The organism is Candidatus Berkiella cookevillensis (genome assembly GCF_001431315.2).
Taxonomy (GTDB): Bacteria; Pseudomonadota; Gammaproteobacteria; order Berkiellales; family Berkiellaceae; genus Berkiella_A; species Berkiella_A cookevillensis.
The window spans coordinates 2,608,513-2,630,972 of sequence record NZ_LKHV02000001.1 but is presented as its reverse complement, the minus strand read 5'-3'; the positions used below and the strand labels follow the sequence as shown (position 1 = coordinate 2,630,972).

Sequence of the window (22,460 nt, the reverse complement as noted above, 5' to 3'; positions counted from 1 at the left end):
GATGATAGACGCAATGCAGCCCACATTTTATTACCCCGTCACTGTTTTTTATGAAGATACAGATGCAGCGGGTGTTGTATATCACGCAAACTATTTAAAATTTATGGAGCGTGCCAGAACTATTTTTCTACAGCAAAAAGGCATTAGACTAAGCGATATCATTGCTCAAGATAAGGTACAGTTTTTGGTACGTGCTGCGAGTATTTCTTACGAAAGACCCGCCAGATTGGAGCAATCCTTGACGGTAGCAACAAAAATTACTAAGTTTGGTCGAGCAAGCATGCATTTTAAGCAAAATATTTTTATTGATGTAGCGCGCCCTGAGACATTGGTCTGTTCAGGCGACGTCGTTATTGTGTGTACAGATTTACAGTATAAACCTTGTGCAATACCTGAGCGTATTTTAGGGGAGATTAAAGAGTGAAAGCTGACTTATCTTTGGTTACTTTATTTACAGATGCGAGCCTCTTGGTTCAATTTGTGATGGTTATTTTATTAATCATTTCTATTTTATCTTGGACCATTATTTTTCAACGTGGTTCAGCTTTGCTTAAAGCAAGAAAATGGTTAAATGACTTTGAAGAGCGTTTTCAAGGCAATTACGATCTCAATCAACTTTATAATTATTTAGCCTCTAAACGTCACGCTGTGACGGGTATTGAGCAAATCTTCAAATCAGGTTTAAGAGAATTTCTTAAATTGTACAATCAAGATGCATTACCACAAGCCATTATGGATGGTACAGACAGAGTATTGCGTGTTGAATTGTCTAAAGAAGAGCAGCAATTAGAAGCGCATTTATCCTTTCTCTCTTCCGTTGGTTCCATTAGCGTATACGTTGGTTTATTTGGAACCGTATGGGGTGTAATGACAGCGTTTAGAGCACTCGGCAATGTTCAGCAAGCAACGCTTGCAATGGTTGCGCCTGGTATTTCTGAAGCGCTGGTCGCAACGGCTTTAGGCTTATTTGCAGCCATTCCTGCGGTCTATGCCTATAACCGCCTCAGTTTTCGTGTACAAGATTTGATGCGACGTTATGATAATTTAGCCGATGAATTTTCAAATGTACTGCATCGTAAGCTTTATGCTACAGATTCAAGCGATAGCAAAGCAGAGACTGAAACGGCTATTTTAAGATAGGAGCTGTCTACATGCGCAAAAAACGTGCAAATAATCACGTAACGGCTGAAATCAATATTGTGCCTTATATCGATCTAATGCTGGTATTGCTCGTGATCTTTATGGTGACGGCACCTTTGTTGCAGCAAGGGGTTTCAGTTGATTTGCCACAAGCTTCTGCAGAGGCTTTGCCGCCGCAAGATTTAGAACCCATCATTGTGAGTGTTGATAAAATGGGTAATTACTATCTGAATATTGCAGATAACCCAACACACACTATCGATAATAATGCTTTAACTTTAAGAATTGCGGCTGAGTTGAAAAGAAATCCACATCGCAAGGTATTAGTAAAAGGTGATCAAGTTGTGAACTATGGCAAAGTGGTTTCGGCGATGGTGTTAGTGCAACGCGCGGGAGCAAATGGGGTTGGCTTGATTACGCAAGATTATGGTGATTCTGATAATGTCGCGCAAAAATAAAGAGATTTTAAGTGTGAATACCACTTCCAATAAGATGTATTTTGGTTTAGCTGTATTGCTGCATATTGTGTTGGGCGTTTTGCTCTTCTCTAAATTTGATAAAACCATCAACATAGAGCCAATGGCTATGGCGCCAGCGCCTGCTAAACCCATCATTGATGCCGTTGCCATCAATGAAAGTGAAATCGCAAGTGAAGTATCGCGCTTAGAGAATATCGAAAAGCAAAAACGCCAGAAAGAAAAAGAACATCAGCAAGCCTTACAAAAGCAAAAGGACGAAGCTGTCCGTTTGCGTAAGCAAGAAGAAGCACGCATTGCAAAACTGAAAGAAGAACAAACAAAGCTGAAGCTCGCTGAAGAAAAGCAAAAAAAAGAGCGTATTGAAAAAGAAAAAATGGCTGAGAAGGAAGCCAAAGAAAAACTAGAGAAAGAGAAAGTAGCGCTTGAGAAAATCAAGCAAGAAAAAGAAGCTTTATTGAAAGAGAAACAAAAAATAGAAGAGGCAAAGAAACAAGCGGAGGCAGAGGCTTTAGCAAAACAAAAGAAAGCAGAGGCAGAAGCCTTAGCGAAAGCCAAAGCGCAAAAAGCCGAGGAAGAACGCTTAGCTAATTTGCGTAACAGCCAAGCAATTTTAGATAAAACAATGAGACATGCGGCATTGATTGGTAATAAAGTGATGCAAAATTGGCGGCAACCTGTCGGTGTAGAAATCCAAGGCTTTAAATGCAAACTTTCCGTGCGTTTATCTTCTACCGGCGATGTATTAGAGGCGCGCGTTGTGGAGTCGAGCGGTAATCTTGAATTCGATCGTTCTTCTGAATTAGCGGTTCGAAAGGCATCTCCCTTGCCTTTGCCTGAAGATAGGGATGTTCTAGAGAGTTTTATGAAATTTACCTTTACTTTTAATCCGGAGACAGCATGAAACTAAAACATGCACTATCGTTTTTATGTGCACTCAGCTTATGGCCGCTTTTGAGCGCAGCGGAATTAAATATTGAAATTACCAAAGGCATGGCGGGTGCTGTGCCGATTGCTGTTCTTTCTGAAAGTAGCAATAGTAATGTCAGCTTTGAGGAAATTGCGAGTATTGTGCGCAATGATTTGCGAACCAGTGGGCGCTTTCAGCCTTTATCGCCCAATGATATACCCAATGCATTTAGAGCAAATCCTTCCGTATCTGCGCAATGGCAAGATTTGGGGGTTGAAAACTTAATTACGGGTGCCATACAAGCCAATGGTGGCGATCGCTATACAGTATCTTTTAAATTATATGATGTCTTTAAAACACAATCGGCTGGTACTCAACTCTCCAATGGTGAATTGGTTGTAAGGGCTGGGGATAGTGGGGTTTTGACTTCCAAAGAATATCAAAATATCTCTGCACATAGTTTCAGATCGCTTGCACACCATATCAGTGATGTTATTTACGAAAGGTTAACGGGTATCAGAGGGGCTTTTTCAACCAAGATAGCCTATATTATGGTAACGCCCATGGGAAACAAAAAGCAGTATCGCTTAGAAGTTTCTGATATGGATGGTTATCAACCAAGAGTGATGTTAGAGTCTTTTGAACCGATTATGTCACCGAGTTGGTCGCCAGATGCAAAATCAATTGCCTTTGTTTCTTTTGAAAGAAAGAGAGCAGAAATTTATTTATTAGATGTTGCAACAGGGCGACGTCAATTACTCACTAAATTTCCTGGTATTAATGGCGCGCCCGCTTGGTCGCCAGATGCATCTAAGCTCGCTTTGGTTTTATCCAAAGATGGTAGCCCTAAAATTTATGTATTGGATATTGCTTCTAAGAATTTGCAACAAATTACAACAGGCTATTCCATTGACACAGAACCTACATGGACACCAGATGGTCGGTCGTTGTACTTTACCTCCAATCGTGGCGGTAAGCCGCAGATTTACAAAGCCGAGGTAGCTAGCAAACAAGTATCACGCGTAACCTTTGTGGGTGGTTATAATGCCAGACCTAAGCTTACCGCAGATGGAAAATATTTAGTTATGATACATCGCTCTACTCCAGGTGTTTTCCATATTGCATCTCAGAATTTAGTAACGGGAGAGGTTAAAGTATTAACAGATTCTCGTTTAGATGAATCCCCCAGTTTGTCTCCGAACGGCGCTATGGTATTGTATGGAACCAAAGAAGGGGATCGCCGTGTGTTGGGCTTAGTTACCATTGACGGTCGTGGACACTTGCGCCTTCCCGCTCGCGAAGGTAGTGTTCAAGAGCCAGCGTGGTCACCGTTTTTATCATAATAGTTAGTTATCGAGGAGATAATGATGAGTATCAAAGGGGCAAAAATTTGTTTAGTGGGTATAGCTTTATCCATGATGGTGGTTGGTTGCTCAAACAAAGGTGCAAGCAATCGTCATGCAAGTCACGGTGGCGATTCAACATATGCGGCGAATGCTTATGGCGCTGGTGAAGGCGATGCTTTTGATGGCAGAAACTTAACCGACTCAGAAAGAGAGTTGTTAGCAAAAAGAAAATTCTTTTTCGACTTCGATCGTGATGATATCAAATCATACGATCAAGCATCTTTGAATGCGCATGCAAATTATTTAAAAAATAATCACAATAAAGTCATTCGTATTGAAGGTCATACCGATGAACAAGGTAGCCGTGAATATAACGTGGGCTTAGGTGAAAGACGTGGTAATGCAGTTAGCCGTTTCTTAATGTCTAATGGCGTTTCTCCTAGCCAAATTAATGTTGTAAGTTATGGCGCAGAAAAGCCAGAAGCAATGGGTTCTGGTGAAGATGCTTATCGCCAAAACCGTCGTGCTATTATTGTTTACGAACAATAGGATTGAGTGATGGAAAAGAAAAGAAAGGTTTTATCGTCTGTATTTTGGGTTGGGCTGCTATTGTCTCCGGCTTGGGCTGCTTTTGCAGAATTACCAAGAGTTGAGTCTCTTTCTGCTCCACCCTCTGCGTCTTCTAATGCGACGACAGGTTGGCAAGATAGAAGTAGTGGAACCGCTTCTTTTCAATCCGATGCTTATCGAGAAGAGGGATTTTCGAACCCCTCTTCTCAAAATCCTATGCTGAATCTCATGCAGCGTATGGATGCATTGCAGATGGAAGTTCAAGAACTCAGAGGTAAGTTAGAAGAGCAAGGATATCAGTTAGAGATTTTGCGACAAGCTCAGCAGCAAGGTCATGTGACTGCGCCTAAAGCAAGTGGCACCACCTTTACTCAACCCTTATCAGAAAATTCAGCGCTGAAACCAACTTTGGTTGCAGGGAAATTAGATACCCAATTCAGTGCGCCAGTTGCCGCAGTCGCTCAGATGGACAATGCATTAAGCAATGACAATGGGCAACTTACAAATGCGACGCTGACAGAAGATGAATTTAATGCACCATCAAACAACAGCATTGACCTTGCCAGTGAAGAAAGTGCTTACAATCGTGCTTATCAATTCATCCAAAATAAAGATTATGACAGCGCCTTGGTGGCATTTCAGGCAATGCTCAAAGCTTTTCCCAATGGGCAATACAAACCTGATGCACATTATTGGATGGGCGAAATTTACATGGTGCAAGGTGAATTAGATTTAGCATCTGCACAATTTAATATTGTCTATCAAGATTATCCGCAACATACTAAGGCATCGGATGCACTTTTAAAATTAGGTTATGTTCAATATTCTAAAGGTCAATGGCAGCATTCAGGTAATCTCTTGGCCAAAGTTCAGACGCAGTTTCCAGGCACCGCTTCTGCACGTTTAGCTAATACACGTCTACAAAGAATGCAACAAGAAGGTCGCTTATAGCTTTTAAGCGGCGTGCTTGTCTCTGCAAAATATATAATAACCATCTGTTTTATATATGTTTTTTAATCATACAGCCTGTTCCAGGCTCTCTTTATAGTCGCTATTTTATTCTTTTGCGGATTGTGATAAAGTCTACTTTCTTAAATTTTGAGAGATGTACGTCCTTATGCAGTCGGGTCCCACTACACCTAAACCTTCTACTCAAGCAGTAACGCTACCCCAATCAGGCGCAGCTGCTAAGCAACAACAACAGCCAGCAGCACAGCAGTCACCTTTTCAAATGATGAAAAATGAATTGTCTGGACGAGATCTCTTTGGGATCTTGGGTGTGGTTTTGAAAAGTGCTTTAGCTGCATTGGTGCAAGCCGTAGGTATTGCTAGCCTGTTAACAATGGGGTGGGCAATCAATGATACGGTGCTGGGTCGTGTGATTGTGCCTGGGTTTTTTAATGCATTTATGGGTATATTTGCGAATCTTTTACCAGCTGCGTTAGCGCCTCATGCAACCTTGATCTGTGTCGGTTCTATGGTTGCAATCTTTGCTTTCCCGATTGTCTGTGAACTACTTGATAAATTATTTCCAGAAGAAAAAGCCAAGCCTAAACGTAACACCGTTGAAGGACATTCTCTCGTAGATACAATTTACGTTGTAGGCGCATGGATCATTCCTACAATATGGTTTGCAGTACGTGTCTCACAAGGCATGACGGTTTACAACAACTTATTAGGCACCGTTGGTTTATCTGCTTTGGTTGGGGGCGGGGTAGGTCTCATAAAAAATGGCCAAGAGTACATGAATCATTTGATGATGCGGGTAACTAAGCGCATGATGACGCCTGTTGCTCAGCCAAATGATGCTGTTGAGCCCGCAACGAGCCCAATACCTGGCGTGAGCAATAATCATTCTGCATCGCCCATTGTGTCGACTTCAGAGTCTCAAAAAAATATATTGCCACACTATGAGGCAAAGCGTTCTGACTCAAAAGCAGCAACGCGCCCTGCAACTCAAAAAGATATAATACCTACAAATATAGGGAAGCCATCAAACAAACATGGTGGTATAAGTTCTACAGAAGAGCCTCAGGTACGTCGTTCTTCAAGGCTTTCTAAGCCTAAATAACCACTACAGTTGTGGTTCATGTAAGAAATTTACAATTAAGTGCAAATTCTGGCTTGTATTTTCCTGAACTTAGGGTATTATTGCACCCTAATGTTTTCGGGGCCGTTAGCTCAGCTGGTAGAGCAGCGGACTTTTAATCCGTTGGTCGATGGTTCGAATCCATCACGGCCCACCATTTTTGCCCCGTTACAAGCGTCTAAATAATTTAGAAACGCCTCAAATCCTATTTATCAATATCGTTTTTTGCTTTTTTTTCCTTAAGACTTTTCCCTATGCAAAACAAAGAGCGTATGTGCTTTTTTAATACATCGCTTTTGCTTTATTATATTTGCGCTTTGTTTTTAGTTGATCTTCCAATATAAAAATAAATTGAAAAAAACAGGCATATTAATAATTTTGTTTTCAAATCCAACTCTAACAGTTGTGATTAAACAACCACGTTCAGCCCAAAAATAACGCAAATTCTCATGATTTAAGACTTGATTTGCCCTTAAATTTAAGCTCAAAAAATATAGACATAGAGTGTACAATCCCGTTTGTTGTGATAATCTACGCTTGATTGTTCAAGAATTGTTAGTTTATCTTACTTACTATTGTGTGGCCTCATTTAAGTGTGCGCACGGAATGCTTTAAGCAAATAGATTTAAGTAAGCACGAAGTTGAAAAGCTTGCAGAGATTACTATACTAACTTCGAACTGGTACTTGTGTTTGGGTTTTAAGGTTGGGTAGAAACTGCAAATAAAAATTTCACCCTTTGGTTTTTAGTTCTAGGAAAGGAAGATCGTAATATGAAGACAGCAATCAAAGTAACTCTTGGCACAATGTTAGTAGCAGGTTTTGCAGCTACAACAGCGCAAGCAGGTTCATGGAATCGCGTAGCTGTAACCGGTACAGCAACCTACACAGAAGCAACCAGCAATGCTGCAACAATGGGCGATGCTTTAATCGTCGCTGGTGGTAATCCAGAATTTCGTCGCGCCTTTGTGGTTGAGCCTGATAATGAATTAGATTTTGGTATTGGCTTAAGCTATCGCTTAGGTGGTAATAACCCAGCCTCTGACACACGTCTTTATCTTGACTATGATCATTTCTCTGATGATGAAGTTAGAAGCGCTTCTGGCATAAGAAATCTTGGCAATGCAGGTGGTAATGGTGTTGGAAGCCAAGCTATTTTAGATCAAAAATCTGAACAATTCAGATTGGGCGTTACCCAAACTTTACATTTTGGTCAAAGATTGGATGTAACCTTAAATGGTTTCTTAGAATACTTGAAATTAGATAGATCATTCAGTGAAGCAACAGCTCATCATGCAAGAACAACGGAAGATGAAATGAAAGGCTTTGGTCCTGGTTTTGGTGCCGCTGCACGTGGTACGCCATTTAGCTACTGCCCAGAATTCGGTATCTTTGGTGGTGCCAATACATCTTTGCTCTATGCTCAAAATGAGTACGCACAAACAAACAGTACTGGTGCTGCAGCAACTAGCTACTTCTATAACCCAGAAGACAGTCATTCAGTGGTTGCTAAATTAGATGCTGAGTTTGGTGTCGATTATCGTCGTGTTATCAATAGCGATATGGCACGTGTATTGTTCCACGCTGCTTTAGGTGTTCGTTATGTCAATGCTATCAATGCTTTTAAAGCAGGCAATACTTCTTGGAATCCATCTGCTTTAAATGGCAATGCTCAAAACTTTGCGCAATGGACAGGTGCTTCTCATGACTTCGGTAGAGTCGGACCTTTCTTACGTGTCACCATTGGTGGTGCAGACGCCTAAGCCTTTTGCAAGAACAATCAAAGGGTACAATAAAGGGAGCTTCGGCTCCCTTTTTTTTGATCTCAATAATGAGCATAGCGAATAAATCTTCCCTCTTTGTAAAGAGGGAAAGCGCGGGGCGCAAGGGAGATTTAACCGCACTGGCGGGTATTGGGGTATAAATCCCCCTTGATGCCTAAGGGCATCATTCCCCCTTTACAAAAGTGGGAATTTGATTCGCGCGCTCATCAATCCTAGACGGTAAGTAACTAAATCAGCCCACTTAAGATCTGATTACGATAGCTTTCCATTCGGCGCATCATAAAGGCCACATTGTGCGTGCTTGCAAGTAGCATTGCGGTAGGCTCTTTGGCTTTAAACAAATGATATAAATAAGCACGTGTATAGTTTTGACACAAATGGCAGTGGCAGTCCTTATCGACTGGAAAATGTTCAAAACGGTGTATTTGTCTATCAATCTTGATGGGTCCATCAAAACTAAACAGTACACCATGACGTGCTGAACGTGTGGGGTAAGCACTATCAAAGGTATCAATCCCGAGTGGCACACATTGATCAATAGAGGGTAAATCACCAATACCTAATAAATGGCGTGGTTTTTCAGGGGACAGCTTGGGCGTGGTTGTCTGTACCGTGGCATAAAGCTCCGTAATATTTTTGCCTAAGCTACCTCCAATGGCATGACCATCAAAATCAGCATTATCTAATATTTCACAGCTTTTATGTCTCAATTCTGGATGGATACCACCATGAATCACCGAATACATGGCTTGGTTATTGGGATTTTTCCTGTGTTCTGCTAAAGAGCGTAATTCCCAGCGATGTGTGCGCTTAAAAGAATCTAACAACGCTTCATCACTGATATGATAAGGCGTTAATTCATCAAGTGGGATAATAATATCTGCACCAAATGCTTTTTGCGCTTGTACAGAGGATTCAGGCGTTAAGCAAATTTTCTCGCCGTTAAAGTAGGAGCGAAATACCACACCTTCTTCGGTAATTTTTAAGACTGAGCCCGTGTATTTCTTGGTGCCTTTGCTTTTCAATTCATTCGCAATACCACCATAAGCAAGACTAAAGACCTGAAAGCCGCCCGAATCCGTAATGATAGGGCGTTTGCGCTGAATAAAGTTGTGTAACCCGCCCGCCTGTTGAATCACCTCTGTGCCAGGCTGCACTAACAAATGATAAGTATTACAAAACATAAGCTGTAAACCGAGTTCATCTAACCAATGATTTGGTAATGCCTTCAGTGTACCGTTGGTGCCAACTGCTACGAAATTGGGTGTATCAATGATACCGTGAGGCGTATGAATACGACCCACCCGCGCTTGAGAATGTTTGGATTGATACAAAATTTCAAATTGAAAAGTGCTATTAATTTGGGGCTGTGATTCGATCATAACGTATTAATTTCTTACTTATTTGAGCCATAAAAGGTAAACATACAATCGTTAATAATTTAATACTGAGACTAACGATAAAAATTTGCCACAATGCTTCTGCAATCCCATACAAGCCGAGCACAGTGAATAACGCTGTGTCTAAAGTTTGGCTGATCAATATAGAACTCGCGCTGGCAAACAAGAGTGGTAACTTTGGAAAAAAGCCTCTAATCAATGGATAGAGTCGTATATCGAATTGTTGCACGATAAACAAAGTAAAGAGTGAGGCAAGGATAATACGTGGCGCGTGTTGGAAAATATGTTGGTAAGCCTGTTGCGTGGTATCAAAAGCGCTGGGTTCATAATAGAGATGTATTTGGCTCATTAAGGTAAAGAAAAAGAGACAGGCACAAGAAAGCCATGCTGCTGATTTGGCTGCCGCTTTGCCATAATATTCTTGTAGTAAATTGAGTCCAAACAGTCCGCCTACCGCAAAAATATCGCTTGCAGTTGCATTCAATCCAAAGAGTGTAATTTGTTTTAAGACAAAGAGATTCGCAAATAAGCTAATGAAGGCTATCCACGTAATGAGCGCACTTTTGCCGAGCCTCAAGAATCCCCATGCACAAGCTGTGATCAAGAATAAACTGAGCAAAAATAATGAGTTATTTATCATTCTGTTTAGTATGCATTATTAAGGTAGCAATCATACATCAGACTAATCTAATAGCCAAATGCTGCTTATCAGAATATTAATTCTTTATCAGTGGGCTGAATGTCGTTTGGCTGTTATTGAATAGGTGCATGTAGGGGCGGGTCTCTGTGCCCGCCCTCTAAAAAATCCTAAAACGGTGGCTTTATCTCAGTCGCTTGATAGCTCTTAATGCTTTCTAAAATGACCTGTTCAGCTGCTTCTCTACCAGCCCAGCCTTCCAGTTTTACCCATTTGTCTGTTTCCAAATCTTTGTAGTGGGTAAAGAAATGTGCAATTTGTTTTAAGAGCAGTGCGGGCAAATCTTCAGGTTTATGTACGTGCTCATATAATTTTGTTAGTTTGCTGGTTGGTACAGCAAGAATTTTTTGATCGTGTCCTGCTTCGTCTTCCATCATCAGCATACCGATAGGACGGCAGCGGATTACACTTCCTCGGTTAACAGGGATGGGGGTAATCACCAATACATCAACAGGATCACCGTCACTTGAAAGTGTTTTGGGAATATAGCCATAGTCACAGGGATAATGCATGCAGGTTGAGAGAAATCTATCAACAAACAAGGCACCTGTTTTCTTGTCTACTTCATACTTGATGGGTTCGCTATGCGCAGGAATTTCAATAATGACATTAATATCATGTGGAAGATTCTGCCCAGCTGTTACGAGAGATAAGCCCATGTAAAAACCTTTAAAATTGCAATGTGAGTAATGAATAAAAATGAAATCTGAAGTCTTGTTGTCACAGCACACGCCTTCTACTACGAGTAAAGGTCATGTGCGAAGATCATTATACGCCTTTATGGCAGTCTGTGTATTCATGTTTGATTGGTGCTATTTTTTGTTTATCAACTAAATTATTTCTTGTATGCTTTAATCTTAGCCAAACTTAAGGTTTTTCACCCTGATTAGGATAGCAGCTTGGGCAATATTCACGAATGCGATAATGTTCTGATTGTTGCGCTTCTGCTGTCACTGGCATACGACATTGATAACATTGTATTGTTGCAGTTTCTGCAAGTGTATTATCAACTGCAATACGTTTATCAAAGACAAAGCATTCACCTTCGAAGTGTGTTTTATCACATTTTTCAAAGTAACTTAAAATACCACCATCTAGCTGATAGACATCGTTAAAACCTAAGGATTGTAGGTAAGGCGCTGCTTTTTCACAACGAATACCACCTGTGCAATAGGTAACAATGGGTTTATTTTTCCATTCACTGGGTAGGTTTTGGCATGCCGCAGGGAATTTACGAAAATGATCAATATTCAAATCAACGGCGTTTTTAAATTTACCTAGATGTACTTCATAATCATTACGTGTATCTAAAATAACAATATCTTTATCTTCGTCTATCCATTGTTTCAGTGTTTCAGGAGAAATATAAGGTGCAGGGTGCATTTCAGGATCAATATCTTTTTCGCCCATTGATATAATTTCTGGTTTGATTTTTACCAACATACGCTTAAAAGGAATATTGTCAGAGTAGCTTATTTTGAAATTTAATTTGAGTAAGTTAAAGCGCTCTAAGCTTGCTTGAAAGCGATCGATGACTTCTTGAGGGCCTGCTACAAAAGCATTGATGCCTTCATGGCTGAGTAAAATGCTGCCTTTGAGACCAATTTCTCTACAGTAATGCTTCAGATCTTCTCTTAGAGTTTCCAAATTAGTTAACTTCTTAAATTGATATCCAGAAAGGTTCAAATATTCCATAATATTGTAGTTATTTACTCAGCATATTAGATAATGTAGTAGAAATTTACCATACTTATAATAGTATTGTCATGAGATTGAGCAATATATTCAAAAACACGGTTGCGAATAGGGTGGATTTACACAATAGCTTGTGTGAATATTCTCTTTCAGCAAGGTTTAGCTATCAAGGAAGAAAGGGAATGCGACAAAATCTCATATTTAAAGCTAAGATATTATTATTGAGTACTTTATTATCAACCGCGTTACTCGCGCAACAAGATGAGAAAGTACAAGATGAAAAAATAATCCAAATACATGCGCTCAATCAAAATAAGTCGACTCAAGGTATTGGTGAGGCGATTGGTTCAGTGACGCTTAAAGATACGCCAGAAGGAATGGCACTCACGATACGCCTAAAAGACATTCCTGCAGGTGAGCATGGTTTTCATATCCATGAAAATCCTTCCTGTGCTTTCCAGATCCAAGACGGAAAAGTAGTATCCGGTGCTTTGGCGGGTGGGCATTATGATCCTCATCACACAAAAATACATGCAGGCCCTGGTCAAAAAGGCCATTTAGGTGATTTACAAAAGCTCATTGCTAATCAAGACAATATTGTTGAACAGGAAATGATCGCTCCAGATCTTAAAATCGCTGATATTATGAATCGTGCCTTCATTATTCATGAAAAGGGCGATAATTATTCTGATGAACCTTTACCCTTAGGTGGTGGCGGTGCGCGCATTGCGTGTGGCGTTATTAACTAACACAAAAAATAAAGGATAGATGTCATGGATTTACAACTGATGACGCAATACAAACAGTGTTTGGACAGAGCAAAGTTATGGAGCTTAAAATCCATCACTGTTGAAGGCAACTTAGAAGGTAATATAGATGATTTATTAGCCTATTATGCCTTGCCTTATTTATATGCCAATTTGGGGTTAAAAGAAGAAGCTTATCGGATGATCAATTATTTGCTGCATTCTTTTTCTACCCAAGATGGAGGATTGCGGCGTAAGTTATCTGATTCCACGCATCAACCACTTGCGGAGCAGCTACCTAAAATCATGAGCTGGATAGCGATTGCTGCGCATGCTATAGGTCGTTTTGATGTTTCTTATACTTATTCAAAATATTTGAGACGCTATTATGATCCCGATCAAGGTGCATTCACAACGATTGCACCTTACGGCAGCATTGATGCCGTATTGGATTTATTTAGTTCAACGATGTTGGGTTGGTTTGCTTTGTATACAGGCGATATGAAAAAAGCGCAAAGAGCAGGCAATTTTTTACAACGATGTATTTCTTTGCAAAGTACGAAGGATCAGATTTTTTATCTGCGTTTGGAGCAAGATGGTCGCATTATTACGAGCTTCCCTTCTGAGCAATCAAGATTTTATATGGTGACTGCGCAAAACACCGATCATAATGTGCATTATCTCTCTACGCCGGTGATCTTCTTAGCCAAACTGTATCAGGCCACGCATGAGGAGTCTTATTTAAGAACTGCACAATCCTATTTTGAAACAGCTTATCAGTATCATCCATCCATAGAGCCAAACATGGTGTGGGGTGCTGCTATTTTAGCCAATATAACAAAGGAAGCGCGTTACATTCATAAGGCAAAAAAAGGCGCAGAACAGATTGTATCCACACAAGATGAGGCAGGTCATTGGCCGAGTCAAGATAGAACAATGTACCATTATAATACGGCGATTAAGGCAATTGCTTTATCAGAAGTATTGATGGAGTTGAGCACAACTTAAGTGCTATTTTGCAGGCACAATACTCAGTATTCTTTTTTCCAGATTGATAGTGAGTGTTTTGTCTTTCAGGAATTGCGTACCAATCAATCCAAAGGAACGTGGCTTTTTGCAATAGCTATCGGCATAGCGTACAACAGGATTGATTTGGCTTAGCTGCCCAAAACGAATCATACCATTGAGTGTTGATAGAAATCCCGTCTCAATATTATTAAAAAAATCTATTGAATTATTGGTCTTAACATTTTGCAATTTTTCTTTATTGCAGTTGGGCATTTCAATGGAACCATTAAATCCAGTATCAATCAAAAAAGAATAGGCCTTTTCAGTTTTGTTATGAAATACCTTGCCAGAGACAACAGGAAAAAAATAAACGCTGTTCATCTGCATATTGTTTTTGTCGGGTACATAATGCTTTTGAAAGGATAAAGTTTTTTGAGGAAAATTAATGGTAATAGTAATACCATGAAATAAATTGATCCCCAACATGCCAACCACACCTAAATTTGTAAAAAGTGTATTTGCGTTGTGATTTTTATCAACCGTGATAAATGGCGCATTTTTAAAAGTCGTTTTACCAATTTCTAAACTGGGTGCAAGACTTAAATAGCTCGTCAATATTTCGCTGCCATGAGAGGCTTGAATGTTATGTCGTGTTTTGGTTAATAAAGGTAGTTTTAAATCATCAACCACCTCTTTTGAAATGATGCTGATTTCAGAGCCAGTATCGAGCCAAAATAAATAAGGGCCTTTGCCATTAAGCATCGTGCTGACAAATAGTAAACCGGATTTAGACTGTAATTGCACGGTTTCTGTTGCATTCTCTAATGATATTTGATGGGGAATAGGGTGTTTATAAGGATAAACAATTTTAAGCTGATAGTTCTCTTCCTTCGCTGCAAAGCTGAAGGGAATGAGCAAGAGATATAAAATAACTGATAATAATAGGGGCATTAAATATATTATTTTTTGAGAATAATATAAAGAATTATAGAAGAATTAAATTTTAGTTGTTAAATGAAGGATTTTGCGGCTGTTTCTAAACTCAGATAGGTATATTTTAAGAATAGATTGCTTCGTCGTTACGCTTCTCGCAATCTGAGTGATCTCCACAAGATTTTTATACTGAAAAATTCAGTCAATATGTCATGTTAGCGAAGGCTGGCACCAGTCAGGCGCAAAGCGCCGGTATACTCCCTTTGGAATCAAAGGGAGTCGCCGTCTGCGGCGGAGGGATTTTTAAAACATAGATTTAAAAAAATCCATCTGCTTACTCTAGTAAGCCTCTTCTCTTGATTCCAAGGGAAGAAAATCATTCACTGTGTACCTTTCCGCTTTCTCTTATCGATGAGCGTAGCGAATCAAAACGCCTCTACCAATTTTGGGAGAGGGTGGCTGAAAGCCAGGTGAGGGTTAAAAAAAGCTTTACTTCTTACGAATAATAAAAATACCATCGCGCACAGTGAGCATAACGGTTTCTACGTGTGGATCATTTTTTGCTTTTTGATTCAGCGCATGAATAGCATGCGCTTGTTTCTCAACGGGCGCAACCACTTCACCACCCCATAATGCATTATCAACGATAATGAGGCCACCAGAACGTAGTTTAGGAAGAATTAAATCATAATACAAAGGGTAATTTTGTTTATCTGCATCAATGAATGCAAAATCAAATTGAACATCCAGGTTGCGGATGCTATCTTCGGCTTTGCCGAGCAATAATTCAATTTTGTGTCCGTCAGGAGACAAATTGAAGAATTTTTGGGCAATTTTTGCATATTCTGGGTTAAATTCTAAGGTATATAATTTGCCTTCTGCGGGTAAGCTGGCAGCAATATTGAGAGCAGAGTAGCCTGTAAAAGTACCAACTTCTAAGCAATTTTTTGCTTTGGATAAAGAAACAAGTAATTGCAGCAGTCGACCTTCAACAGGGCCACTTAACATGTTAATCATGTTGGTTTGTGTGCGTGTTTCTATACGAAGATTTTTAAGTAAAGCAGATTCATCGCTTGTGGCGTGTTCAACATAAGTATTAATAGCATCGTTAAAAAATTCTTCTGCGAGCATTTTTGATTTCCTTGGCATTGGCTTCCTACTAAAAAACATCATATTACTAAATTGGCGCTCCCTAGGGGACTCGAACCCCTGTTTACGCCGTGAGAGGGCGGTGTCCTAGGCCACTAGACGAAGGGAGCTAAATACTCTTCTCGATCAAGCTTTAGGCGTTGTTGTCTTCGGGATTTCGCAATCCTCATGTACCTGTTGTACATTCCGGTTGCTCAACCCTTGACGCCTAGCCTAAAACTTCCTCGCTCGAGTATAAAAATTGCGATCAAGCTTTAGGCGTTGTTGTCTTCGGGATTTCGCAATCCTCATGTACCTGTTGTACATTTCGGTTGCTCAACCCTTGACGCCTAGCCTAAAACTTCCTCGCTCGAGTATAAAAAAATCTCGATCAAGCTTTAGGCGTTGTTGTCTTTAGGATTTCGCAATCCGCGTGTATCGCCTTAAATTTCAATTTTTTTGGTATATTTTAGGTGTTTCGTTTACCTTAAACCCGTGGCAATGATATCATATCCCATCATTTTAACGACAGAAAATTCATTTCTACCTAGCTTTTACATGATAATGCATGATAACCGGACTAATTAAGAAAGCCAAATTGCTGATGTGTAGGCGGCCATCCAAGCCGACTGCCTCTTCAATGTCACCTCGTACTAAAGCGCCGATGGTTTTAACGCGCCAAGATCACAGTATCTCTCGCAAGGACATTAGTGAAAATACACTAAAAGTGCTTTATCGTTTGAAGAAACATGGCTACCAAGCTTATTTGGTGGGTGGTGGTGTGCGAGACTTATTACTCAATAAGCATCCAAAAGACTTTGATGTGGCAACCAATGCTTTGCCTGAAGAGATCCGTAAAATATTTTCAAATTGTCGTTTGATTGGGCGTCGTTTCCGTTTAGCGCATGTGCATTTTGGTCGAGATATTATAGAAGTGGCAACCTTTAGAAAACAGGTTGAGCATGCGCATGAAGAGGTTGCGCATTCTGCCGCAGGCATGGTCTTAAGAGATAACGTATATGGTTCGATAGAGGAAGATGCCTGGCGTCGAGATTTCACCATCAATGCTTTATATTACAATATTGCAGATTTTTCTGTTGTAGACTTTACCGGCGGTATTCAAGATCTAAAAGATAGAAAGCTGCGTATGATTGGGGACACGGCGACACGTTTTCGTGAAGATCCCGTAAGAATGTTAAGAGCAATTCGTTTTGCAAGTAAGTTAGACTTGAGTTTCAGTGATGAGCTAGTCGCGCCAATGTTAGCTTCAAGATCTTTGATCACGCATGTCCCGCCTGCAAGACTCTTTGAAGAAGTGATAAAGCTTTTCCATTCGGGTGCAGCCTACCCAGCCTTTGAGCAATTATTAGAATATGGTTTGTTTGAGGCATTATTTCCGCAAACTTTCGCATGCTTACAGGATGATGTTTATCCAACAAAAGCGCTTTTGACAGATGTATTTACAAATACAGACAAGCGTATTCGTGAAGATAAAGGTGTGACGCCTGTTTTTATTATTGCTGCATTATTATGGCATCCTATTTTAAAATTGGCACAAAAATATATGGACGATGGTATGAGTCTGTATTCCGCAAGACTCAAGGCAATGGAAATATGCTTATCAGAACAGATTAAGCGTATTAGTATGCCCAAGCGTATTTCATTCGGGGCAAAAGAGATCTGGATGTTGCAATCTAGAATGCAAAATAGGGCGGGAAAAAGAGCTGAACGCATGATGCTTGAGCCACGTTTCAGAGCGGCCTATGATTTTCTTTTGTTGCGCTCAACGTCGGGTGAGCCTATCAAGGAATTGGCAGATTGGTGGCAAGTCTATGTGGAAGCAGATCCTTCCGAACGTCGCAATTTGGTTAAAAAAGCATCAGGGAAACCCAAAAAGAAGAAGCGGAAAAAAGAAGATACAGAAAAAAAATGATTCCTGAAGTAGCATATATTGGCTTAGGCAGTAATCTTGAAGATCCTGTGTATCAGGTCAAGTCTGCGATAGATGAAATAAGTCAAATCAAAGACATTACATTGCAGCACCAATCGTCGCTGTATCAAACAAAGCCATTAGGACCCAAACAACCTGATTTTGTGAATGCCGTTATCAGTATTTTAACAAGTTTGAGGCCGATGGAATTACTCGATACATTGTTAAACATTGAAGCAAGTCGTGGCAGGAAGCGAGAAATAAAATGGGGGCCACGCATTTTAGATTGCGATATTCTATTGTATGGCAATCAATCAATCCAAATACCTGCCTTGACAGTGCCTCACCCTGAGATGACAAAGAGAAGCTTCGTGCTTATACCGTTTTTCGAAATTGCGCCAAATTTTATCTTTAACGATGGGAAAAGCTTGCAGACATTGGTCGAGCAGTTTAACCCTGATGAATATATGAAACTATAGAGGTTTGTTATGCCGGTTGTTGATTCCTTGATGCAAAGTGCTTTAAGAAGTGTTAGTTCCAAACAAAGTGAGCGAGAAATGGTATGGATGCAGTTGCAACAGATGTTTGAAAATATACAAACAACCCATCTCTCTGAATTATTTGGGGCTGATTCGCAGCGCGCTGAAGCGTTTTCATTGCAGGTAAATAGTTTATTTTTAGATTATTCAAAGAATTTTATTAGCAAAGATATTCTTGCAGCGTTAATCGCACTTGCTGAAAGCTATGATATTCAGAATGCAATTCATCAAATGATGTCTGGTGTGCATGTTAATGTCACAGAAGATCGAGCTGCTTTACATACGGCACTGCGTTTGCCTGAAACAGAAAGCTTAATGGTAAATGCTAAGAATCTTGTTACAGATATAACAGAAATCCGAAATAAAATGTTTAATTTTGTTGAGAAATTGCAATCAGGCGCATGGTTAGGTGCGACAGAGCAAGCTATCACAGATGTTGTGAATATTGGCATTGGTGGATCGGATTTAGGGCCACAAATGTTGACACAAGCTTTAAAGCCATATTGGAACACAAATCTCAATGTACATTTTATTGCAAATATTGATCCCGTTCAATTTGAAGCAGTAACAGCAAATCTAAATCCTGAAACTACATTGTTCTTGTTATCCTCAAAATCTTTTACAACTTCAGAAACTTTAGCTAATGCACAACTTGCAAAGCAATGGTTGGAAAATAAGCTACATACCAAGCAGTTAACGCAGCATTTTGTTGCAATCACAGCAAATCCGGCGCGTGCGATCGCATGGGGTATTGCAAAAGAATTTGTGTTGCCATTTTGGGAGTGGGTTGGTGGAAGATTCTCGATATGGTCTAGTATTGGTTTTCCAGTTGCTTTATTGATTGGTGTGCAAGGGTTTAAGCAATTCTTAGAAGGCGGGCATGATATGGATAAGCATTTTAGCAATTCGCCATTAGCAGAAAACATGCCTGTTTTATTAGCCTTATTGGGTATTTGGTATCGCAACTTTTGGCAGGCACCCACACATGCTTTGTGTTCCTATAGTTATTCTTTGAGACGCTTTGCGGATTATATTCAACAGTTAGACATGGAAAGTAATGGGAAATCACAACAACCCAATGGCGATATGGTTGCTAAAGATACCGCGCCTATTATTTGGGGGGGAGAAGGCACCAATGCGCAACATGCTTTTTATCAATTATTGCATCAAGGCAGACATTTTATCCCCGTTGATTTTATTGTCGCACAGAACACCAAAGCCAAAGACAAAGTGCAACATCAGCAATTAGTTATCAATTGTTTGGCGCAAGCTAAAGCATTGATGGAAGGGAATAGAGCTTTGCAAAGCGCAGATGTGAGCATTAATCAAATGCAAGGCAATAAACCAAGCAATACCTTAATGCTTGAAGCCTTAGATCCTTATGCCTTAGGTCAATTAATTGCTTTGTATGAGCATAAAGTATTTGTGCAAGGAATCATTTGGCAAATCAATTCTTTTGATCAACCCGGTGTTGAACTTGGTAAGAAATTAGCAGACGATTTAACAAACATAGTAAACGGCAAAGAAGCTAAAGAGCCTGTTGACAGCTCTACTATGCAGTTATTGAGAAGAATTAACACAGCATCAATTAATTAAACATCAATGCTGTGTGGCAAAAAGCAATACAAAGTGATTTGTGTTGCTTTTAGTCTCCAATGAGACCTGTTGCAGCAGGAATAACATAATGAGTAGCTAAGCTAGCAAGTAAACCACCTATTGCTGCGCCAGCTGCGCCACCTGCAGTTTGGCTAAGCAGTTTACCAACATCAAATCCGCGCACAGTGTAGCTGAATAGTTCTGCACCCTGAGCCAACCCATAAGTAAAACCGCTAAAGATTCCATAGAAAGTTGCAGCATCAGAAAAGCTTGATTGCAGCAATGGTTTATCTAAATTACCACCAGAAATTGATTGAAGTTCCATTTGACTTAATGTACGCATAATTCCATACCTCGCGCTGCGTTTTTAAAAAAATGTGTATACATCTACAATGTACGGATGCAATGTACCTATGTTTTTTCGTTACGTCAAAATTTTGCGACTTATCCACAGATAGTTAGAGAAATAAAAACAAAAAATGCTAAAAATGTGCTAAAAAATGAGGGAAACGATGACAGTTCAATCAATAACAGAAGTAAATAAACAAACTATAGATGCTCAGAATGCGATAGGAAAAGCCTTGGATCTTGCAACTTATGAAAAATGGTATACAGATTCTCTGAAGAATCCAGATTTATTTTGGAGTGAGCAAGCTAAGCGTTTTGTCACTTGGTTTAAACCTTGGCAAGAAGTTTCTGAAATTGATTTATCTGAGGCAAAAATTAATTGGTTTTTGGATGCAAAACTGAATGTTTCTTATAATTGTCTGGATAGACATTTGCCGCAACGTCAAAATCAAATTGCGTACTATTGGGAAGGAGATGGTGCGCAGCGTCAACAGGCCATTACTTACGGTGAGCTTTATGAGCAAGTATGCCAATTTGCAAACACGCTTAAAAAATTAGGCGTTCAAAAGGGTGACGTTGTTTGTGTATACATGCCTATGATAGTAAGCACAATTGTAGCAATGTTGGCATGTGCAAGGATCGGTGCGATTCATTCAGTTGTTTTTGCAGGATTCTCAGCGCATGCGCTCGGCCAAAGAATTGTAGATGCAAATTGTAAATATATTGTGACTGCAGATGATGCTGTGCGTGGCAATAAAATGTTTCCGCTCAAAGAAGGTGTAGACGAAGCATTAGCACTCTATGCACACAAGGCCAAAGTATTGGTGCTGAAGAACAGCGGACGCAAAATAAAAATGCATTCCAAGAGAGATTATTGGTATCACGAATATTCATTACATGAATCATCTGTCTGTGAGCCAGAGTGGATGGATGCCGAAGATCCTTTATTTATTTTGTATACATCTGGTTCAACTGGCAGACCTAAGGGTGTGGTGCATACACAGGGAGGATATTTGCTTTATGCAGCAATGACGCATCGTTATGTATTTGATTATCGAATCAATGATGTGTATTGGTGTACGGCAGATATTGGCTGGATAACAGGGCATAGCTATACCGTGTATGGTCCATTGGCCAATGGTGCAAGTAGTGTTATTTATGAAGGCGTTTTGACAGGTCCTGATCCTAGTTTGGTATGGAAATTAATTGATCGCTATCAAGTCAATATTTTTTATACGGCACCTACAGCTATTCGTGCCTTGATGGCACAAGGTGAGCAACCATTAACAACTTCTAAAAGGGATAGCTTGCGTGTCCTGGGAACAGTCGGAGAACCCATTAACCCAGAAGCTTGGCATTGGTACCATCATTCTGTAGGTAATGCGAAGTGTTGGATTGTTGATACATGGTGGCAAACGGAAACAGGGGGCGTTTTAATGGCACCTTTGCCTTACATCAGTCATCAAAAGCCTGGGGCTGCGTGTTTACCTTTTTTTGGGATCAAACCTAGCATCATTTCTCAAGAGGGGAAAAATTGTACTGCAAATGAAAAAGGCGCACTACTGATTGAGAGCAGTTGGCCAGGACAAATGAGAACGGTGTATCAAGATCATGCTCGGTTTCAGAACACTTACTTTAAACAATTTCCGGGCAAATATTGTACAGGAGATGGCGCTTATTGCGATGCTGAGGGAGATTACTGGATAACAGGCCGAATGGATGATGTCATTAATGTGTCTGGGCATCGTTTAGGCACTGCTGAAATTGAAAGTGCATTAATACAACATCCAAAAGTCAGTGAAGCTGCTGTTGTTGGTGTGCCGCATGAAATTAAGGGGGAAGCTTTATATGCTTTTGTTACATTGAATAACAAGGAACAGTGGTCTTTAGCACTTGAAAATGCATTGCAAGACTTGGTAGCACATACAATTGGAAAATTCGCTAGACCTGAAGCTATTCAGTGGGCACCTCGATTACCGAAGACGCGCTCTGGTAAAATTATGAGAAGAATACTTAGAAAAATAGCTAATAATGAACTGGATCAGCTGGGTGATGTTTCTACACTGGCAGAAGCAGATGTGATAGAAGACTTAATAAAACATAAGTCAAAAAAATAGTTTAGTTTGG

The 22,460-nt window shown here is 40.1% G+C and carries 22 protein-coding genes and 2 tRNA genes; 16 read left to right on the top strand and 8 right to left on the bottom strand.

Going from position 1 to position 22,460, the window contains the following annotated elements; all coding sequences use genetic code 11:
- Position 1 precedes the first annotated feature (1 nt).
- The 10 genes from CC99x_RS11230 to CC99x_RS11185 all read left to right on the top strand — a co-directional run bounded on the left by CC99x_RS11230 (position 2) and on the right by CC99x_RS11185 (position 8,292).
- Positions 2-424, top strand: a complete 423-nt coding sequence (locus tag CC99x_RS11230; protein ID WP_057624228.1) for a YbgC/FadM family acyl-CoA thioesterase — start codon at positions 2-4, stop codon at positions 422-424.
- Complete coding sequence (tolQ, locus tag CC99x_RS11225; RefSeq protein ID WP_057624227.1) at positions 421-1,140, top strand: protein TolQ; 720 nt, start codon at positions 421-423, stop codon at positions 1,138-1,140. Before CC99x_RS11230 ends, tolQ begins: the two co-directional genes overlap by 4 nt.
- Before the next feature lie 11 nt (positions 1,141-1,151).
- Positions 1,152-1,598: a protein TolR gene (tolR, locus tag CC99x_RS11220; RefSeq protein WP_057624226.1), complete on the top strand. Its 447-nt coding sequence runs from the start codon at positions 1,152-1,154 to the stop codon at positions 1,596-1,598.
- The gene (gene tolA / locus CC99x_RS11215; RefSeq protein ID WP_057624225.1) at positions 1,582-2,520 is read left to right on the top strand and encodes a cell envelope integrity protein TolA; all 939 of its coding nucleotides are present in this window, start codon (positions 1,582-1,584) and stop codon (positions 2,518-2,520) included. Before tolR ends, tolA begins: the two co-directional genes overlap by 17 nt.
- Positions 2,517-3,869, top strand: coding sequence for a Tol-Pal system beta propeller repeat protein TolB (gene tolB, locus CC99x_RS11210; protein ID WP_057624224.1), 1,353 nt, complete (start codon positions 2,517-2,519; stop codon positions 3,867-3,869). The genes tolA and tolB overlap by 4 nt, the downstream gene beginning before the upstream one ends.
- Positions 3,870-3,890: 21 nt before the next feature.
- A complete protein-coding gene (gene pal / locus CC99x_RS11205) occupies positions 3,891-4,421 on the top strand; it encodes a peptidoglycan-associated lipoprotein Pal (protein WP_083477321.1) in 531 nt (176 codons plus the stop codon).
- 9 nt (positions 4,422-4,430) lie between these two features.
- Positions 4,431-5,393 (top strand): tol-pal system protein YbgF, encoded by a 963-nt coding sequence (ybgF, locus tag CC99x_RS11200; RefSeq protein ID WP_057624222.1) that lies wholly within the window; start codon positions 4,431-4,433, stop codon positions 5,391-5,393.
- A gap of 166 nt (positions 5,394-5,559) precedes the next feature.
- On the top strand, positions 5,560-6,513 hold the full coding sequence (locus CC99x_RS11195) for a hypothetical protein (RefSeq protein WP_057624221.1): 954 nt from the start codon (positions 5,560-5,562) through the stop codon (positions 6,511-6,513).
- 99 nt (positions 6,514-6,612) lie between these two features.
- Positions 6,613-6,688: transfer RNA gene (locus tag CC99x_RS11190), tRNA-Lys, on the top strand.
- Positions 6,689-7,302: 614 nt separating this feature from the next.
- Positions 7,303-8,292: an Lpg1974 family pore-forming outer membrane protein gene (locus tag CC99x_RS11185; protein ID WP_057624220.1), complete on the top strand. Its 990-nt coding sequence runs from the start codon at positions 7,303-7,305 to the stop codon at positions 8,290-8,292.
- Positions 8,293-8,540: 248 nt separating this feature from the next.
- On the opposite strand, the gene tgt is transcribed toward CC99x_RS11185, so the two are convergent.
- From tgt to trhO, 4 genes are all read right to left on the bottom strand, one after another.
- Positions 8,541-9,695, bottom strand: a complete 1,155-nt coding sequence (gene tgt, locus CC99x_RS11180; protein WP_057624219.1) for a tRNA guanosine(34) transglycosylase Tgt — start codon at positions 9,693-9,695, stop codon at positions 8,541-8,543.
- On the bottom strand, positions 9,670-10,353 hold the full coding sequence (locus CC99x_RS11175) for a queuosine precursor transporter (RefSeq protein ID WP_057624218.1): 684 nt from the start codon (positions 10,351-10,353) through the stop codon (positions 9,670-9,672). Before CC99x_RS11175 ends, tgt begins: the two co-directional genes overlap by 26 nt.
- A gap of 167 nt (positions 10,354-10,520) precedes the next feature.
- Positions 10,521-11,069 (bottom strand): inorganic diphosphatase, encoded by a 549-nt coding sequence (gene ppa, locus CC99x_RS11170; protein ID WP_057624217.1) that lies wholly within the window; start codon positions 11,067-11,069, stop codon positions 10,521-10,523.
- 208 nt (positions 11,070-11,277) lie between these two features.
- Positions 11,278-12,105, bottom strand: a complete 828-nt coding sequence (gene trhO, locus CC99x_RS11165; protein WP_077065371.1) for an oxygen-dependent tRNA uridine(34) hydroxylase TrhO — start codon at positions 12,103-12,105, stop codon at positions 11,278-11,280.
- Between the two features lie 182 nt (positions 12,106-12,287).
- Here trhO and CC99x_RS11160 point away from each other — a divergent pair, with 182 nt between their 5' ends.
- Together CC99x_RS11160 and CC99x_RS11155 are read left to right on the top strand one after the other, a co-directional pair.
- A complete protein-coding gene (locus CC99x_RS11160) occupies positions 12,288-12,854 on the top strand; it encodes a superoxide dismutase family protein (protein ID WP_077065370.1) in 567 nt (188 codons plus the stop codon).
- Positions 12,855-12,878: 24 nt separating this feature from the next.
- Complete coding sequence (locus tag CC99x_RS11155; protein WP_057624216.1) at positions 12,879-13,859, top strand: hypothetical protein; 981 nt, start codon at positions 12,879-12,881, stop codon at positions 13,857-13,859.
- Positions 13,860-13,862: 3 nt separating this feature from the next.
- Here the strand turns inward: CC99x_RS11155 and CC99x_RS11150 are convergent, their stop codons facing one another.
- The 3 genes from CC99x_RS11150 to CC99x_RS11140 form a co-directional block, all read right to left on the bottom strand.
- Entirely contained in the window at positions 13,863-14,810 is a 948-nt protein-coding gene (locus CC99x_RS11150; protein WP_057624215.1) for a retropepsin-like aspartic protease, read from the bottom strand.
- Positions 14,811-15,281: 471 nt separating this feature from the next.
- Positions 15,282-15,941 (bottom strand): O-methyltransferase, encoded by a 660-nt coding sequence (locus CC99x_RS11145; RefSeq protein WP_077065369.1) that lies wholly within the window; start codon positions 15,939-15,941, stop codon positions 15,282-15,284.
- Between the two features lie 34 nt (positions 15,942-15,975).
- A tRNA-Glu gene (locus CC99x_RS11140) sits at positions 15,976-16,051 on the bottom strand.
- Between the two features lie 509 nt (positions 16,052-16,560).
- On the opposite strand from CC99x_RS11140, the gene pcnB reads away from it, so the two are divergent.
- The 3 genes from pcnB to pgi are packed head-to-tail and all read left to right on the top strand — an operon-like array spanning position 16,561 to position 19,985.
- Positions 16,561-17,853 (top strand): polynucleotide adenylyltransferase PcnB, encoded by a 1,293-nt coding sequence (pcnB, locus tag CC99x_RS11135; protein ID WP_057624213.1) that lies wholly within the window; start codon positions 16,561-16,563, stop codon positions 17,851-17,853.
- Positions 17,850-18,329, top strand: a complete 480-nt coding sequence (gene folK, locus CC99x_RS11130; protein ID WP_057624212.1) for a 2-amino-4-hydroxy-6-hydroxymethyldihydropteridine diphosphokinase — start codon at positions 17,850-17,852, stop codon at positions 18,327-18,329. Before pcnB ends, folK begins: the two co-directional genes overlap by 4 nt.
- A gap of 9 nt (positions 18,330-18,338) precedes the next feature.
- Complete coding sequence (gene pgi / locus CC99x_RS11125) at positions 18,339-19,985, top strand: glucose-6-phosphate isomerase (RefSeq protein WP_057624211.1); 1,647 nt, start codon at positions 18,339-18,341, stop codon at positions 19,983-19,985.
- A 49-nt stretch (positions 19,986-20,034) separates the two neighbouring features.
- On the opposite strand, the gene CC99x_RS11120 is transcribed toward pgi, so the two are convergent.
- Positions 20,035-20,328: a hypothetical protein gene (locus CC99x_RS11120; RefSeq protein WP_057624210.1), complete on the bottom strand. Its 294-nt coding sequence runs from the start codon at positions 20,326-20,328 to the stop codon at positions 20,035-20,037.
- A 169-nt stretch (positions 20,329-20,497) separates the two neighbouring features.
- On the opposite strand from CC99x_RS11120, the gene acs reads away from it, so the two are divergent.
- Positions 20,498-22,450: an acetate--CoA ligase gene (acs, locus tag CC99x_RS11115; protein WP_057624209.1), complete on the top strand. Its 1,953-nt coding sequence runs from the start codon at positions 20,498-20,500 to the stop codon at positions 22,448-22,450.
- Positions 22,451-22,460 lie beyond the last annotated feature (10 nt).